Raw genomic sequence first — 16,922 nt, 5'->3', positions numbered from 1 at the left:
GTATTCATTATTGTATTGATCACCACCAAAATTAATAGAATGCCACAGGATCTTACGTCCTACATAAATGCGCTGCAGATCAGCTATCCTGAGAAAACGTACAGAGGTTTGATGAGAGGCGCTGAAACAGTTGACCAGAGTATTGACGAAAAAGCTTATTTCGATAACAAATCAATCATGTCTTTTGTAGCGGGTGTAAGTCCGGACAACAGGCAGGACGTCCTTGATTCCACATTGCTGGCACAGCTCGCGGCCGGACATTTATATCCGGACCCTGAGAATCTTAAAGAATGGTATGCTAAATACACAGAAGTGCTGAAGAACATCGGCTGGGCCGTACAGACAAATGAGTTTTCAGAAGTGACTTCTTCCGGCTCTTTATTTGAAATGAAGAATGCTATCCTGGGTATTGTCAGCGCGGCATTTGGCGGTAATTACCTGGCTATTGTGACCAAAGTAATGGACGCGCTGCAAAGCTTAAGTGATACTGATAGCAAGATTGTTGCATTTGAGAAAAATACACATAGCGCAGGAAAAGGGACTTTCCAGTTGGCGATGGCTGAAGAAGTGAATGGTACCGTTACATTGCATATGGCGGGGTTTATTTTATCTGCTACCAGCGAGGTTAAGCATATCCTTTTCTTCTCGTCTTCAAAGGAAAAGGCGACAGTATCCAGTAACTCGATGGCCTGTACGTTAAGCAAAGAAGTATATGCTACTGTACGGAACACCATAAAGCAGAAACTGGGAGATAAGGCGCAGCAGTATATTGCAGAAATAGTTATTTAATATGGATGGCCCGCGATAAACGGACTGTTTTATTTGTAAGCATTACCAGGTAAGTATGTATCGTCATCAGTGCGCCTAAGATCTTAGTCTCATCATTTCCATTGATAGTATTTACTATCAGTGTTGTTTTATCTCCGGCTATGATAGGTTCTATGGCCGGAAAATCCTGCATTAACTGATCCTCATAATAATTCCAGGCCTGTATTGTTCTTGTCGTAATCCTGACAACAAATTTCCCTAATGCATTCCCTTTGGTAGATTCGAAGCCACCTTCCAGGAGAATTACAGGTAATTCTACATTGTACTGGCTGTATTGTAGTTCCAGTCCTTCAGGGCTCTGCCAGTCGTAGTCACCGGTAAGTGTTTGTACGATCCGCTTCAATTCCCGGATGCGCTTTACCTGCAACTGGGTGGTTTGCTGGTTAAAATGAGTATAGAGCTGTATAAGGGAGTCGATCTTTTCAGCATTATCAAAAAAGTATTCTGATAATTCCTTATTGGACTGTTTGGTGAATGCGGCGAGTAAGTCAGCTAACTGTTCTGTCATGAAATTGGGGTGTGTATTTATGTAGCACTTTCACCTGAAAAGTAACATCCTTACATGGCTCTTCTTAGCTGTTCCATATCACAGCCGTAATAATCTGTAAATGCTTTGTCCAGGCTAAGTCTGCTTTTATATCCTGCCGCAAAGGCTACTTCGGATAAAGTAGTTGATTTCTCCGTCAGTAATTCGAATACCATGATCATTTTTGTCATTTTTATAAAGGCATTGATCTGCATCCCGAAGTTCTTCTGGAATCCTTCACGGAGAACAGGAGTCTCCAGCCCGAACATTTTACCTAGTTCCGGGATGGTATGGTTCCTGTGTGGATAAGCTTCCAGGTAATCAAACAGCTGGCGGAACGCATTGGAGTTTAGTACATCATTAATGAAGTATCGTTGTGACGCATGAGCATCCTGGTAAGCGAAGTTTGTGAAAAGGTCCAGGCAGCAGCGATACAGGAAGCGATGTGCAGGCATTTCTATATGCCGGCAGGTAAGCATCTTCTGGATCAGGAAGTCACAAACGGAATTAATGAAATAAGGTTGCTTGTTAATAGGACCGGTGATATTCGCTGGTTTCTTACTGGCTAACCTGCGCAGGGCGGGATATTCTTTGGCCAGTGTGCGGAGATCTTCTGGTAAGATGTTAATGTGACAGGAAGTGAGTTTTTGCCCATCTTCCATAGGCACTTTGTGCAGGTCTGATACAAGATTAAAGAGGTTACATTCCTTTTCCTCAAGAGAAAAAGAGACATCCTCGTATAGTTCTACATGCACACTTGTTTCATACATGAAATGAAGAGCCCATATCGGACGTGGTGTAAACGGGCATAAAGTCAGATCGGCATTAGCATATGTTTCCTGGATCCAGAATGAAAACGGGCCTATCTGGATATGTTGGCTTAACATATCGCAATGTTCGTCTCTGTCAAAATAGACGCCAGCGTACGGTAAAATAAGCTGGAGGTATTCTTCAGGAATAGCCGCTACGGGTATATAGCTGGGTTCTTCCCTTTCAATGTAAAACAGCTTTTCGGGACTGTTGGATAGCGGTGTTACCATAACAAAGTTGTGTTACGAACGTGGTTATCTTGATACTTATCAGGCTTTTAGGTTAAATTTTCTTCTCGCGGTTATTTTCTTTGTCGATATAAGTTGCATAATAGCATATAAAGTAACATTGTGTTAAAATAATAATATTGGCTGTTCAATTGATCCGGATAAAACTGAGAAAAGGGAGCAGATGCTCCCTGAATTATTCACAGGATTGGTTAATACCATCTTCTGAATTCTCCAATCGGACACTCCTGATAACTTTCATAGCTGGTATTATAAAGATCGTTTACAATCAATGCAAAATGGCCAATTGTATAACACGTATGTCACTATGATAAAAATAATCAATAGCGTTTCCTTATAAGTTAATTCAATGTTAACAGGGAAAAATAAAACGGCTAGTAAGTAAAAGATCCCTTCCGGGGGGAAAGGGATCTTTTACTTTAGGGGTTAACGGTGTTTTTGGGGATTTATTTATCGGGGGTTGTTGCCTGGGACGTTGTAGCCTTTTCTTCATGATATTCCTGTTCCGTGTTAATGGCCCAGATATTATCTTTCCCTTCCACACCAGCTATTATATTATCCACTGCTACCATCGCAGTAAGCATAGAGTGGTCTGCATTATTATATTTATGCATGCCATTCCTGCCTACGAGGAACAGGTTGGAGAATTTGTTGATATATTCTTTCACTTCGTCAAAGCGTTCATAAGCACCGAAATAGGCAGGATAGGTTTTTTCCACTCTCAGTACGGTAGAATCCAGTACATCGCTGGCAGATGCCAGTCCTATTTTAGTCAGTTCCCGGATAGCCAATTCGGCAATGTCAGTATCCGGTAATTTCCAGAAGTCATCTGTGTCATTACAGAAGAATTCCATACCTACCCATGCTGTACCGGGATCTTTTACCAGGAAAGGGCTCCAGTTGTTGAAGAGTTGTAACCTGCCCACTTTTACATCTTTCTCCTGTATATAAATCCAGGTATCTTTCAACTGCAGCTCTTTCCATTTACCTGTGTTTTTGTCCTGAGCAGATAAGCGGCGGAGTAAGATCCCAACAGTGATAAAGTCGCGGTATTGCAAACCGGAAGCTATTTCCCTTACATTGGCGGGGACGTCTGCATCCATGTTTGCTACCAGTTCTTTTACCGGCATGGTGCTGAAAAAGTAATCGCCTTTCAGTTCTATTGTTTCGAGGGTATCTTTATTGAATGCTTCAATAGACACTACCTTTTCATTGTTTGTATTTACCTGTACCACATCATGCTGCATGAGGATAATGCCGCCCATCTCTTTCACTTGCCGGGCTACTTCTTCCCATAGTTGTCCCGGACCTAGTTTCGGATACAGGAATTGTTCGATGAGACTGGTTTCTGTATCTTTCTGAGAAATATCCCCCGTATTCTTTTTCTTTTTCAGCGCAGTTTGTACTGCATGCTGAACAGCTTTACGTATACTCACTCCTTTGATGCGTTGCGCGCCCCATTCTGCCGGTATTTCATGGCAGGGAACGCCCCATACCTTTTCTGTATAATCCTTAAAGAAAAGGTTGTAAAGGGTTAGTCCGAAGCGGTTGATCATAAAGTCTTCCAGGCTTTTCTCCGGTTTCCTGGGCGAGGCCTGTGCCTTCAGGTAGGAGATGAGGATAGAGATGGTAGTACCTATACCTAATTTCTGCAGCGTATCAATAGACAGCTGTATGGGGTATGTAAAGAATTTCCGCAGGAAATAGATACGGGACAAGCGTTGCCTTACCAGCATGACCTTATCGGTGTTGCCAGAGGCAATGCTTTGGCCCGGGATAACTTCCCTGCTTTTGTTCTGGTAGGTAATACTGAAGTTAGAATTGCCGGTATCCTGCACTGGCAGAATATTCAGCCACCAGTTCATTACGCGGTCCGACTTTGAGAAGAAGCGATGCCCGCCAATATCCATGCGGTTCCCTTTGTAATTGATCGTTTTGGAGATGCCTCCGATATCTCCGCTCTTTTCCAATATAACGGGAATAATATCAGAACGTTTCAGCAACTCATAAGCGGCAGTTAAACCGGCGGGGCCGGCACCAATAATAATAGCTTTGCGTGGTAATGGAGTTACGGTGTCCTTTCCGGTAAATAATACGGGCTGATCCATAGGGGTTAACCATTTAATGATATTCCAAAGTTAGGGTAGGAGGGCAGAAGCAAAATTAGGAGATGAAGAATAAAAGTTAGGAGATGACATTAGGAAAAACTACTGCCATAAAAACTTTCTGTATCGCTGACCATACGTGAAATATCGTTATAGCCAATGGTTTTTGCTATCAGTGAAAGAGGAAATGCTTTTGATTGTATGCGATTATAGATGAACATCATTTTCGTCATATGTGAGAAGTCTTCTACGCTGATAGCAAAGAGTTGCAGGAAGCCATTTGCCAGTTGTTCGGCTGGAATATTAAATATATATGCGAGTTCTGGTATCGTATGTTGTTTGTGAGGATAATTTTCGATGTACTGAAATAACTGGTGATAAGCTGCTCCGTTCATTACCGTTGAAAACAGGATGGGCTTGGTGGCCGCAGACTGTTGCTGTGCGATATTGAGTAAAAGATCTATGCAACAGCGATGGAGGAAATGTTGGGCCCTGATCCCGGTATAGTTGCAAGTCAGTATTTGTTTGATCAATGACTCACAGACGGGATTGATGTGATAAGGATGGATATTAACAGGCCCCGTAGTATTACTTTTTTGTGCCAGGAATTGCAGTCCGGGATACTGCTGTACCAGACCGGAAATAGCTGCCGGTTTGATGTTGATATGGAGGGACAGCACCTTTTTGCTATTAGCCATGGGGATCTTGTGAAGTCCCGGCTGAAGATTGAACAGGTTACATTCCCGTTCCTCCAGCAGGTATCCCGGTTCCTGCCGGAATTGGGCCTGAAGGCTGTCTTCGAACATGAAATGCAGGGTGTGAATGGGTATTGGTACAAACGGACGCAATACGATATCCTTCTTTGAAAAGATATCATTTATCCATACCGAAAATGCAGGCAGTTGAATATGCTGGGAAAGTATATCACATTCTGCATCATGCCGGAAGTAAATTCCTGCTTCGGGAATTAACAGATTATGGAGCTCTGAATTCAGATTACCGGGGTCCATGTATGTATGGCGGGTTCTTTCGAGGAATAATAATTTGTTCACTTTATATTTTGAGGAATACATCTTCTACAAGGTTTTACCAGGAGGGGGCTTGTTTACCAACAAAACGAAGCTAGGAAATTCATCTGTTTAATTAGTTAATGATCAGTTAATTAATTGAATTTCTTTGTATTACAGATATAGGGTTAATGAGAATGATGATTTTACCGGGAGTGGATATGCAGGTCCTTTATTTCAAAAAATGTGTTGGTTTCTGTTTCCCTTAATATGTCAATGCATTTATTTTTCACTATATGGACCAGGTATTTTTCAATATTGTCTTCTAAAATAATCTGATGAAGTCTGTTATTCCAGAGGGAAATAAAGATTTCCTGAACTATATACCGGGCGCCTTCATCATCCTTTAACATCCCATATGCCAGTTTATTTAAAGAGATACAATGCAGATTGTAAATTATTTTAAATGCAATGCCAGCATGATCCTTGTCAGATTTAAGCGCATTAATCAGTCTTATGTCCGGTATTTGATCTATTGCAAATTTTGGTTTCATATTGGCTCTTTAGATATCAAAAATATCGATGGAATTCAAATATGAAATTAGGTTAATCGCTTGCATACTTTTGTTAACAAGTGGTTATTGATTTACCGGATCTCCTAACTTTTGTATCACAAGGCCAACCTACATTTGATATTGAATACCCACTCCCCAAATTAAAATACATCACCATGAGAAGATTTTGGGTTTTATTACCACTGATAGCGCTTTCAGGTTGTTTGGCGCGTAACCGTGAAGAGACGGGAAAGGAAGGGAAACCATTGCCGATATTCAGCCTGCTGCTGGCTGATAGCACTACTTATTTTACTACCCGTAGTATTCCTGCCGGTAAGCCTGTTGTGTTGTTCTATTTTGGAACTCATTGCCCGTATTCACATGCGCAGATGGAAGAGATCGTAAGTGAAATGGATAAGATGAAGGATATTCGGTTTTATCTGATTACAACTGCGCCTTTCAATGAAATGAAAGCATTCTGTAAACAGTATGCATTGAATGAATATCCCAATGTTACAGTCGGAAGAGATTATACTGAGTTCTTTAGCAATTATTATGAAGCCCGCGGGGTACCCTTTACGGCTATTTACAGGAAGAACAAGATCCTGCACGAAGCATTTATCGGAAAGATAAGTGCAGGCGAAATTATAGAAAGCACAGAATGATATAAAAAAAGCTCCACTCTTACGGGTGGAGCTTTTTTATATTCAGGGAGACTACTCTTTCTTAGTGGCTTCACTTATGATATATCCCATAAATAAGAACGCAAAGGATGTCATGACGATGATAGGGAATAACTGGAACCGTAGTGCTATAGGTGATGCAAATACACTAAATCCAAAATTCACCAGCCACAGGCATACTACCAGCAGCAATCCCTTCCCCATCAGCTTATGCTGTTTATATCCTTCCAGTACCAGGAAACTGATCATACCCAGGAAGAAGATCACATTCATTGTTCCTACCAGAATGGGATAGAAATCGAGGATATTTACTTTGAAGTCTTTAAATACTGTTGTTATTTTATTGCTCTTGTAATCGAACCACTTTTGTGCGATCGGATGTACACTATCTACGCCTGTACTGTAGCTTTCCAGGAATTCTACCGGAGGCGCATAATATTTCAATGCATTGGGGAACAGATAATATTGAAAGAAGGCTGCGGGGTATGTCTTTATCAGGAACGTGCCATAGTCTTTGTACAGTGGGGCTACCGTAGCCCAGCGTTTCATTTCCGGGGCAGTGGAATCCTTTTTAAACTGTTGTTGCATGTACATGCGTAAGGGAGCGGAAGGCGTCCACATATAGATCGTACTGGCAACAAGGTCTTCTTCGGGATGCATGCGGTTATTACGGGTGCTGTCGAAATAATCGCGGACCATCTTATCTATCTTTTGGAATCTTGCAGGTGTAGGTTTGCGTTTGGCAGGCGGGACAAACTTATACGCATACATCGCATTATTGGCCATTTGCCAGCCGGTGAATGGGGTGAATTGTTTGAAGCCTGCCAGCTCTTTGTATTTGTTCGTGTTATAGTTTATGAAGCTGCCGATCAATAGTACGCAGAGTGCCAGTCCGGCCAGTTTTAACGGGTAACGTCTTTTAGATAACAGGAAAGCCACAGCCGCTATCATCGGGTAAAACAATGCATTATACCTGATCGTGAAGGCGAGGAATAACACCAGGCTATGGAATACCATCAGTTTTGTGGAAGGCCTGTAAATGATCCATAACAGAGAGGTAAACCACATGATACTTAGTGAAAGAAAGAGTGTATCGCTGGATACGTAATTGGCCAGGTACAGGAATACCGGGTTAAAAAGCATAAAGCCGAATAAGCCGATTTTGGTGAGTTTTGCCGGGTTGTAAAAATAGAATAAGGTATATACCAGCGATAGTACACTGGATTGCAACAGCACATACTGGAACACGACCAGTGCTGTATCTGAATGAGTGAATACACTGAACAGCCGCAGGAACATGGAATAACCTACAGGATAAGTATTGATGTCCAGGTTCAGATAAGCGGTTTCCATGTAAGCATAGGAATCACCATTGATATAACTGGCAAAGGGATACCAGTATTTGAAGAACAGCAGTTGGACTATGACACCAATGATGGCAGTCCACATATAGGGCCTGTTCTCCTGCACTTTGAATATGTAATCTTTCAGGGAGATGTTGGCCGTAGTCTCCGGAGCACCGCTTGTTTTTTCTTCGTGGTATTCCTGTTCTGTATTGATCGACCAGATATTTTCCTTGGTAGTAACGCCGGCAGCGATATTGTCTACAGCTACCATAGCGGTCAGCATAGAGTGGTCCGCGTTATTGTATTTATGCATCCCGTTCCGGCCAACCAGGAAGAGGTTGTCTATCTGATCCGTGAATTGTCTTATTTCGTCAAAGCGTTCGTAAGCGCCAAAGTAAGCGGGGTATGTTTTTTCTACTCTTAATACGGTACTGTCGAGTACATCTTCTGCTTCTGCCAGTCCTATTTTTTGTAATTCCTCTATGGCGAGTGCCGCAATTTTATCGTCGGATAATTTCCAGAAAGCATCCGTTTCATTGCAGAAGAATTCCATACCTACCCATACGGTATCGGGGTCGTTTACCATGTAAGGGCTCCAGTTGTTGAAGAGTTGTAATCGTCCTACGGTCACTTCTTTTTCCTGGATATAGATCCAGGTATCTTCCATATCCTTATGTGTTAAACGTTTCAGGAGCACACCTACGGTGATGAAATCGCGGTATTGAAGTCCTGCGGCTATTTCCTGTACATCTGCAGGAACGCTGCCTTGTATGCCGGCCACTAATTCTTTTACGGGCATAGTGCTGAAGAAGTAATCACCTTCCAGTAGTATTTCTTCGCCTGTTTGTTTATTGACAGCGGTGATAGCAGTAACCTTGTTATTATAGGTATGGATCTGTTTCACTTCGTGATGCATGTGTATGGTAGCCCCCATTTCCTGGACCTGCCGGGCTACTTCTACCCATAACTGTCCCGGGCCGAACTTCGGATACAGGAACTGTTCTATCAGGCTTGTTTCAGTATCTTTCTGAGAGATATCCCCTGTTTTCTTTTTCTTCGTTAATTCCTGCAGGGCATGTTGGATCGCTTTTGTTATACTAACTCCTTTGATCCTTTGGGCGCCCCATTCTGCGGATATTTCATTGCAGGGAACTCCCCATACTTTCTCCGTATAATCTTTAAAGAAGAGGTTATATAATGTTTTGCCGAAACGGTTGATCATAAAATCTTCCAGGCTCTTTTCCGGCTGACGCGGGAATAATTGTGCCTGCAGATAGGAGAAGAGGATGGAGATCGTTCTGCCTATTCCTAATTTCCTGAGTGTTTCTATTGATAGTGTAATAGGGTATGTAAAGAATTTACGCAGGAAATATATTCTTGAAAGGCGTTTCCTTACCAGCATTACTTTATCGCCGTCCTGCGGAGTGCTGTCCGCATTTACTTCCCTGGATTTATTCTGATATTGGATCGTAAAGGGCTTATCTGCTCCCTGTTGTATAGGAAGGATATTCAGCCACCAGTTCATTACTCTGTCGGACTTGGAAAAGAAACGGTGTCCGCCGATGTCCATACGATTACCCTTATAATTAATTGTTTTGGAGATCCCTCCGATGTCTCCGCTTTTTTCCAGTATGATGGGGGTAACATTGGTGCGTTTCAGCAGTTCATAGGCAGCTGTGAGACCTGCCGGACCTGCGCCAATAATAATGGCTTTCTTATTGGATGTGTTCATAATTGTGGGTTACTCATTGGGGGTTGAGGTATCAGATCTTTTCAAAGTTAACGGCCGGTGCAGGAAATAACTTAGGAGATAGGGAGAGAAACTTAGGAGACAGCAATTGCTATTTTGGAGAAATGGATATTAATAAAGCAAACTAACTACCAGTATAACAGTTACACTAAGAGAAAACATATACCATAAATTATTACGGCTGGGGGGAAGACGGAATATACTTTCTACAGGCCGGGGACGGGCCAGAAACTCTTTTACATCGGGGGTGTTCAGAATATTCCTGGTTTCCTGCCATATTTCGAATGCTTCGGGGTCTTCCTGGATAATACGGCTGAGGTAGGCCTGGTCCTGATCACTGATCACTCCCGCTAACTCTTCGAGTGCAAGATGATGTATCAGTTCTTTTTGTGTACTCATGGTAACTATCAATTGCCATGAGCGCACAAAAGTAACACACGCTATATTACTTTTTTGAGACGGGTACGGATAACCTTGAGTGCACGGCTCACCTGGTTCTTTACTACCTGGGGTTTGATGTTCATGTTATGGGCAATTTCCTTATGACTCATATCTTCTATATACAGCAATTCAAATGCCTTGCGGCATGCAGGAGCACTGATAGAAGCCATGGCCTGTCTTATCTGATTATATATTTCTTTGTTCTCCAGTACATAATTGACAGTCGCTTCCCTGGATACATATAGTGTATGACGAACAAACCTCTTTGCCACTTCGTTTTTGCGGCATTTATAAGCGTATTGCAGATGAACTGCTTTGAGGAGATAATGTTTTAATGGAATTGATATCGACAAGGTCTCCCTTCTTTGCCATAAAGAAGCGAAAATTTCCTGTACCATATCTTCTGCCTCTGTATAGGAACGGACCTTGTAATAGGCCTCCATCAGTAACAGCGGCTGGTAAAGATTATACATTGCAGTAAAAGCGCTCTCCTGACCGGCTTTTATACCCTGCAACATTTCTTCATCATTTGTGTATAGCATAGCTTTAACCCCCTTCTATATTACATGACAATGTATAAACCAAAGCTATCGGTTTAAAAATTGCGAGAAGTTAATTTGAAGTTAATGTAGCAAAAAAGGCCGGGAGTAGGACTATTATAAGATCAACCCCCGGCGCTTGCCGGGGGCTGTAGCTAAAATGATAATTTTATTTCCATGTGTTCTCTCCGCTCTTCATCTTGTCCAGTGCGGTCTGGAAGGTCTGTTTAGCGTTATCAGGCGCCAGGTTCAGTGCTTTCTGTTCCCAGGAGATCGCCTCGTCTTTCTGACCTAATTTATACAGCAGGTTCGCATAGGTATCCATGAAATTGGGATCTTCCTGCTGCTGCACACTGCGTTTGCTCCAGGAGAGCGCAGATGTAAGAATACCCTTGTCAGATACATTCTCGAATACTGTCCAGGCAAAGCTGTTCAATTCATTGGGCGATACACGTGCGCCATATTTCTCTACATAAGGGGCCGCGGTGGCCGCAAAATTTGGCCAGTCATTCCTGTTTAGGAAATGGATGGTTTTAGCACGCCAGACGATCTCTTCACCGGGAGCGCCATATTTGCCCACTACGGATTTCTCCAGCGCGTTCCAGTCGGGGTTAGCATCCTTACCTGTTACATAAGGCGCGATATCTTCTGCGAAGATGATCCCCATTACCTTATTTACTGCCTGATGAACCCCCAGCACCTTGTCTACTTTTTCCGGTTGTTTCAGGAATATCTGGAAGCCGGCATCCTTGCTGCTACGGGTAAACTGCTGGATAAAGGTGAGGTTGGTCCTGTTGAACGGGTCCTGTAAGCCGGTGATATAATCATTGGCTATCATGGACGCATTGGCTTTATCGTTTACACGAACGGCCATCATGGCAAGATCGCGCAGGAACTCAGGATCTTTCTTACCCTGTTTGTATTGCTGTAAAAGGGTGGCATATTGCAGATCAGGGTTAGCGGTATCTGCGGTTTTGGCTTTGAAGCCATTCCAGGCAAAGCTTTCTGCGGCCGGTACCAGTGAACGGTGTATCTGGCGTAATTTCTCCGCAGGGATTTTGATCACTTCACGGTCGTAGGTCATCATCCCGTTTTCTTCTGTTTCCACATCGAATGGTTCAGTGTAGATAGAACCGGACAATCCTTCTTCTTCAAATACTTTCAGGTGTTTGAGCATGAACTCATACTTGCGGGAAAAATCTGCTGCCTGTACCTGGATATAACCCCATCCGTCAGCGGCATTCCACTGATGGTTAGGTGTTATCACACGTACGCCGCCCCATTCACCGAGTACTCTTGCCTTGCCGGGAAGGGCAGGTGCTATACCCGGACCAGGATAATCATGTATATCGGTTAAATCACTGCTGGCCCATTTATCCATTGGGTTCTGCGGAGAGCCACGGTCGTAGTTTTCCCCGGTATGACCATCGATAATACGGGAAGGGTCGGCGTTTTTCATCCATTCAGTCAGGCGTTTCTGGTCGTAACGGGCCCAGCCTTCATTGAACAGTACCCATACTACGATAGAAGGGTAGTTATGCAGTTGTGCGATATTCTCTTTGTTCTCTTTTTCAAACTCTTCATGCGCATCAGGGCCATCACCGGCGCAGGTCACCATATCCTGCCATACCAGCATACCGATATGGTCAGCATGATAGTACCAACGGGCTGGTTCCAGCTTGATGTGCTTACGGATGGTATTGTAACCCATATTCCTGATAGCCAGGATGTCGAATTTCAGCGCTTCTTCCGTAGGAGCTGTATAAAGTCCTTCCGGCCAGAAACCCTGGTCTAAAACGCCTAAATTGAAGGTATATTTATTATTCAGGAAGATCCGGTCGATCCCCTGATCATCTTTCTTAATTTCTATTTTACGCATCCCGAAGTAGCTGCCTACAGTATCCACTACCTTGCCTTTGTAGAGCAGGCGTACATTCAGATTGTACAGGTAAGGGTCTTCCGGGCTCCACAGGTGAGCGCTGGCTACAGGCAGCAGGAGGTTCGTACCTGGTTTGCCTTTAATGGAACTGCCATTGGATGCGACCGCTTCAATAGTATAATCTTTTGCATTACCGGTCGTATTCACCACCAGGCGCAAATGATTACTATCAATGGAAGGTGTCATCACCAGACCTTCAATATGCGCAGCGGGAACAGTTTCCAGCCATACCGTCTGCCAGATACCGCTGCTGGCGGTGTACATGATGTTCTGAGGCTGTAATACCTGCTTGCCATGCGGGTTAGGTCCCTGGTCGGTAGGGTCCCATACCCTTACCAGCAGTTCGTTATTGCCAGCCTTCAGGGCTTCCGTGATATCAATAGAGAAGTGCTGGTAACCACCGGTGTGGCCGCCCACTTCTTTGCCGTTTACATATACAGTGGCCTGGAAATCAACTGCACCGAAATGTAATAAGGTGCGTTTATCACTCTTATTAATAGTGATGGTACGCTTGTACCACAGGTACTGGTTGGGTAATAAGGTTTTCTTTACACCGGACAGAGCAGACTCAATGGGAAAAGGAACCAGGATCTGACCATCAAATTCGTGCGGCATAGCCGGACCTTTAGGCATAATAGCATATTCCCAGAGGCCGTTCAGGTTTTTCCATTCATTACGTACCATCTGGGGACGAGGGTAGTCCGGTAGTACATTGTCCGGGTTCACATCTTTGGCCCAGCGGGTTTGTATCCCAACAGGTTGCATTTTCCATGCTGTTTGGGCATAGGAATGTAGCTGAGGGGCACATAAAACCGTCGCTATTGCAAGGGCCTTCTTGATTTTGTTCATGGTGGATTTTGTTGTTTTGCGAATAAGTGTAGTTGCAGTAAATGCAGAATAGTAACATCAGAATATCCTTATTCTCCTAAAATTATTCCCTATCTCCTATGTAGTTTCCCTTGCAGCAATTTTACCTTCGAATGTATCAGCGCAAAGACCCGTGCCTCAGAATTTCTTGTTACCCAAAGAATAAGACCCACATATGGATACTACAAAAAAAACGGCCGTCATTATTGGTGCCGGTCCTGCAGGTTTGACTGCTGCCTACGAGATGTTAAAACGTACTGATATACTGCCCGTTATCCTGGAAAAGAGCGATGATATCGGTGGGATCTCCAAAACAATCAATTATAAGGGCAATCGTATGGACATCGGCGGTCACCGGTTCTTTTCCAAATCGGACAGGGTAATGAACTGGTGGATGAATATTATGCCTCCCCAACAGGAAGCAGGGTCGTCTTTTACTATTAATTATCAGAATAAATCCAGGGAAGTAAATGCGGACAGCACTCCGCAGGACGGCGATAAAGTAATGCTGGTAAGGAAACGCCTTTCAAGAATATATTTCCTGCGTAAATTCTTTACATACCCTATTACACTATCAATAGAAACCCTGCGCAAACTTGGCGTATTCAGGACCTTCGCAATTCTTTTCTCTTACCTGAAAGCACAATTATTCCCCCGTAAACCCGAAAAGAGCCTGGAAGATTTTATGATCAACCGGTTCGGACTAACACTATATAACCTCTTCTTTAAAGATTATACGGAAAAAGTATGGGGAGTTCCCTGTCACGAAATCCCTGCAGAATGGGGCGCCCAAAGGATCAAAGGAGTTAGTATAACAAAAGCGATTCAACACGCTCTGCAGGAATTAACGAAGAAAAAGAAAACAGGGGATATCTCTCAGAAAGATACCGAAACAAGCCTGATAGAACAGTTCTTGTATCCAAAGTTCGGGCCGGGACAATTATGGGAAGAAGTAGCCCGGCAGGTGCAGGAAATGGGTGGTATCATCCACATGCATCATGATGTAAAATATATCCTTGCAGAAGAGAATAAGGTAACAGCCGTCACTGCTGTTAATAAACAAACGAACGAAGCTCTTCACCTGGATGGGGATTATTTCTTCAGTACCATGCCGGTGAAAGAACTGATTGCCGGAATTGCCGGTCCTGTGCCGCTCAATGTGAAAGAAATCGCATCCGGATTACAATACCGTGATTTCATTACCGTAGGTATTCTGCTTAAACGCCTTTCTTACCTGGACAAACATACCGGTGAATGGAAAGCACTCTCCCTGGAAGATACCTGGATCTATATACAGGAGAAGGAAGTAACCGTTGGACGGCTACAACTCTTCAACAACTGGAGCCCTTACCTGGTAAATGACCCGGATACCATATGGGTGGGAATGGAATACTTCTGCAATGAAACAGATGCTTTCTGGAAACTGCCTGATGAAGAAATTTCAGCACTGGCCATCGCGGAACTGGAAAAAATAGGATTGGCTACTGTTGAAAATGTGCTGGACAGTACGGTGTTAAGAGTAGAAAAAACATATCCTGCTTACTTTGGCGCTTATGAACATTTTGATAAAGTAAAAGCATATACAGATACCCTGGAAAACCTTTTCCTGGTTGGCCGCAACGGGATGCATAAATATAATAATGCAGACCACTCCATGCTGACTGCCATGGTTGCTGTGGATAATATCGCTGCCGGTATCACTTCCAAAGAGAATATCTGGGCTATCAATACAGAACAGGAATACCATGAAGAGAAGGCTGTAACTGACACACCTGTTGCAATACCGGCGAGTCAGGTACAGCCTTCCTTTAAGGATTATTTATTACATAATCCACTGAACAGGGCATTGCTCTGGGTAGGCGGTATCGGTATCCTGTCGCTGTTCATCATATTTAAATACATGTATCCTCATGCAGGATTTATTGACGGGGATTCTTACGTATACCTTGAATCTGCATACCTGAATCTAAATATTAACACCTATCCTGTAGGCTACTCGAAGTTCCTGCGTATCTTCAGTACGTTCACGCATTCGGATGTGGCGCTGGTCCTCTTTCAGTATCTGTTACTGCAATTCAGCGCTTTGTACTTCTTCTTTACCCTGCGCTATTTTTATAAGCCGGGCAAACTGGTCAGCATCCTGTTGTTTGCCTGCCTGGCGGGTAATCCCGTATTCCTCTACATGAGTAATTATATTTCCAGTGATGCGCTTTTCCTTTCCCTGAGTTTACTCTGGTTCACCACATTATTATGGATACTGCAAAAGCCAACTCCAAGGTTGATTGCCATTCATGCGCTGTTACTATTGATGGCTTTCACCGTGCGGTACAATGCCTTGTTTTATCCATTGATAGCTACGCTGGCTTTCATCCTGTCGCGCCAGCGTATTCTCGTGAAAGTGACCGGTATTGCGGCCAGCTTCCTGGTAATAGCAGGGTTTATGTACCATACCAGTAACCAGTATAACAGGTTAACAGGCATCCGCCAGTTTTCTCCTTTCAGTGGATGGCAGATGGCTAATAATGCACTCTATGCTTACCGGTATGTAAAAGATAAAAAAGATAAACCACTGCCTTCCCGGTTCAAAGAACTGGATGGTATGGTGCGTACTTATTTCGATTCTACAAAGGACGTACGGAAACATCCTCAGGAATTATTCCAGGCTAATACCTGGTACATGTGGGACCCTCAGTCGCCTTTACAGATATACATGCAGCACCGGTTCATAAAGGATTCTTCCGCCAGTATCTTAAAACGCTGGGCAACGGTGGGGCCTTTGTATGCGGATTATGGCGCTTACCTGATCAAACAATATCCAAAGCAATTCGCAGAGTATTATTTAATGCCTAATGCGTTGAAGTATTATGTGCCCCCGGTAGAATTCCTGGACACTTACAATATGGGGAAAGATAGTGTAGCGCCCATTGCGGAGTTCTGGTTTGGATATAAAAGCAGGAAAGTAACGACCATCTTTAAAGACCTGAAAGTATCCGCACTGGATTTTTATCCTGTTACTGCTGCGGTATTGAATATCTTATTTGTATTAGGTGTGATAGGATTTGTTGTACTGAAAGGAATCAGGACATATCCACTGCTTTCTGTAACGCTATTACTGGTAACTACCTTATGGATCGTGAATTTTGGATTTAGCATTTTCGCTTCTTCCATAGCATTGCGTTTCCAGTTGTTCCCCTTACTTGTTTCATTCGCTTTCGGATTGCTGCTGTTGGAATATGTATGGAAAGCGGCAATGACTGAAGAAAAATAGTTTTTCAAAAT

12 protein-coding genes are annotated in these 16,922 nt (G+C 43.4%); 3 read left to right on the top strand and 9 right to left on the bottom strand.

Features of this window, described 5'->3' with window-relative positions; all coding sequences use genetic code 11:
- Window positions 1–39 precede the first annotated feature (39 nt).
- Window positions 40–789 (top strand): hypothetical protein, encoded by a 750-nt coding sequence (locus GO495_RS29100; protein ID WP_157303469.1) that lies wholly within the window; start codon window positions 40–42, stop codon window positions 787–789.
- On the opposite strand, the gene GO495_RS29095 is transcribed toward GO495_RS29100, so the two are convergent.
- The 5 genes from GO495_RS29095 to GO495_RS29075 form a co-directional block, all read right to left on the bottom strand.
- Complete coding sequence (locus tag GO495_RS29095) at window positions 782–1,336, bottom strand: hypothetical protein (RefSeq protein ID WP_157303468.1); 555 nt, start codon at window positions 1,334–1,336, stop codon at window positions 782–784. The genes GO495_RS29100 and GO495_RS29095 overlap by 8 nt on opposite strands.
- A 50-nt stretch (window positions 1,337–1,386) precedes the next feature.
- Window positions 1,387–2,394, bottom strand: coding sequence for a helix-turn-helix domain-containing protein (locus tag GO495_RS29090; protein WP_157303467.1), 1,008 nt, complete (start codon window positions 2,392–2,394; stop codon window positions 1,387–1,389).
- A 464-nt stretch (window positions 2,395–2,858) separates the two neighbouring features.
- On the bottom strand, window positions 2,859–4,520 hold the full coding sequence (locus tag GO495_RS29085; RefSeq protein ID WP_157303466.1) for an NAD(P)/FAD-dependent oxidoreductase: 1,662 nt from the start codon (window positions 4,518–4,520) through the stop codon (window positions 2,859–2,861).
- Between the two features lie 89 nt (window positions 4,521–4,609).
- Entirely contained in the window at window positions 4,610–5,590 is a 981-nt protein-coding gene (locus GO495_RS29080; RefSeq protein ID WP_157303465.1) for a hypothetical protein, read from the bottom strand.
- Window positions 5,591–5,730: 140 nt separating this feature from the next.
- Entirely contained in the window at window positions 5,731–6,078 is a 348-nt protein-coding gene (locus tag GO495_RS29075; protein WP_157303464.1) for an RNA polymerase sigma factor, read from the bottom strand.
- A gap of 176 nt (window positions 6,079–6,254) precedes the next feature.
- Here GO495_RS29075 and GO495_RS29070 point away from each other — a divergent pair, with 176 nt between their 5' ends.
- Complete coding sequence (locus GO495_RS29070; RefSeq protein WP_157303463.1) at window positions 6,255–6,743, top strand: TlpA family protein disulfide reductase; 489 nt, start codon at window positions 6,255–6,257, stop codon at window positions 6,741–6,743.
- A gap of 51 nt (window positions 6,744–6,794) precedes the next feature.
- On the opposite strand, the gene GO495_RS29065 is transcribed toward GO495_RS29070, so the two are convergent.
- The 4 genes from GO495_RS29065 to GO495_RS29050 form a co-directional block, all read right to left on the bottom strand.
- Window positions 6,795–9,839: an NAD(P)/FAD-dependent oxidoreductase gene (locus GO495_RS29065; RefSeq protein ID WP_157303462.1), complete on the bottom strand. Its 3,045-nt coding sequence runs from the start codon at window positions 9,837–9,839 to the stop codon at window positions 6,795–6,797.
- A 129-nt stretch (window positions 9,840–9,968) separates the two neighbouring features.
- A complete protein-coding gene (locus GO495_RS29060) occupies window positions 9,969–10,256 on the bottom strand; it encodes a hypothetical protein (RefSeq protein WP_157303461.1) in 288 nt (95 codons plus the stop codon).
- 41 nt (window positions 10,257–10,297) lie between these two features.
- Window positions 10,298–10,840 carry an RNA polymerase sigma factor gene (locus tag GO495_RS29055; protein WP_157303460.1) on the bottom strand — a complete coding sequence of 181 codons (543 nt, stop codon included), beginning with the start codon at window positions 10,838–10,840 and terminating at the stop codon, window positions 10,298–10,300.
- Window positions 10,841–11,006: 166 nt separating this feature from the next.
- Window positions 11,007–13,625, bottom strand: coding sequence for a glycoside hydrolase family 2 protein (locus tag GO495_RS29050; RefSeq protein ID WP_157303459.1), 2,619 nt, complete (start codon window positions 13,623–13,625; stop codon window positions 11,007–11,009).
- Between the two features lie 193 nt (window positions 13,626–13,818).
- Here GO495_RS29050 and GO495_RS29045 point away from each other — a divergent pair, with 193 nt between their 5' ends.
- On the top strand, window positions 13,819–16,911 hold the full coding sequence (locus GO495_RS29045; RefSeq protein ID WP_157303458.1) for an NAD(P)/FAD-dependent oxidoreductase: 3,093 nt from the start codon (window positions 13,819–13,821) through the stop codon (window positions 16,909–16,911).
- Window positions 16,912–16,922: the final 11 nt, after the last annotated feature.

Source organism: Chitinophaga oryziterrae (assembly GCF_009758125.1).
In the GTDB taxonomy this organism is placed as follows: Bacteria; Bacteroidota; Bacteroidia; order Chitinophagales; family Chitinophagaceae; genus Chitinophaga; species Chitinophaga oryziterrae.
The sequence above is the reverse complement of the archived record's forward strand: the minus strand, read 5'-3'. Positions and strand labels throughout refer to the sequence as shown.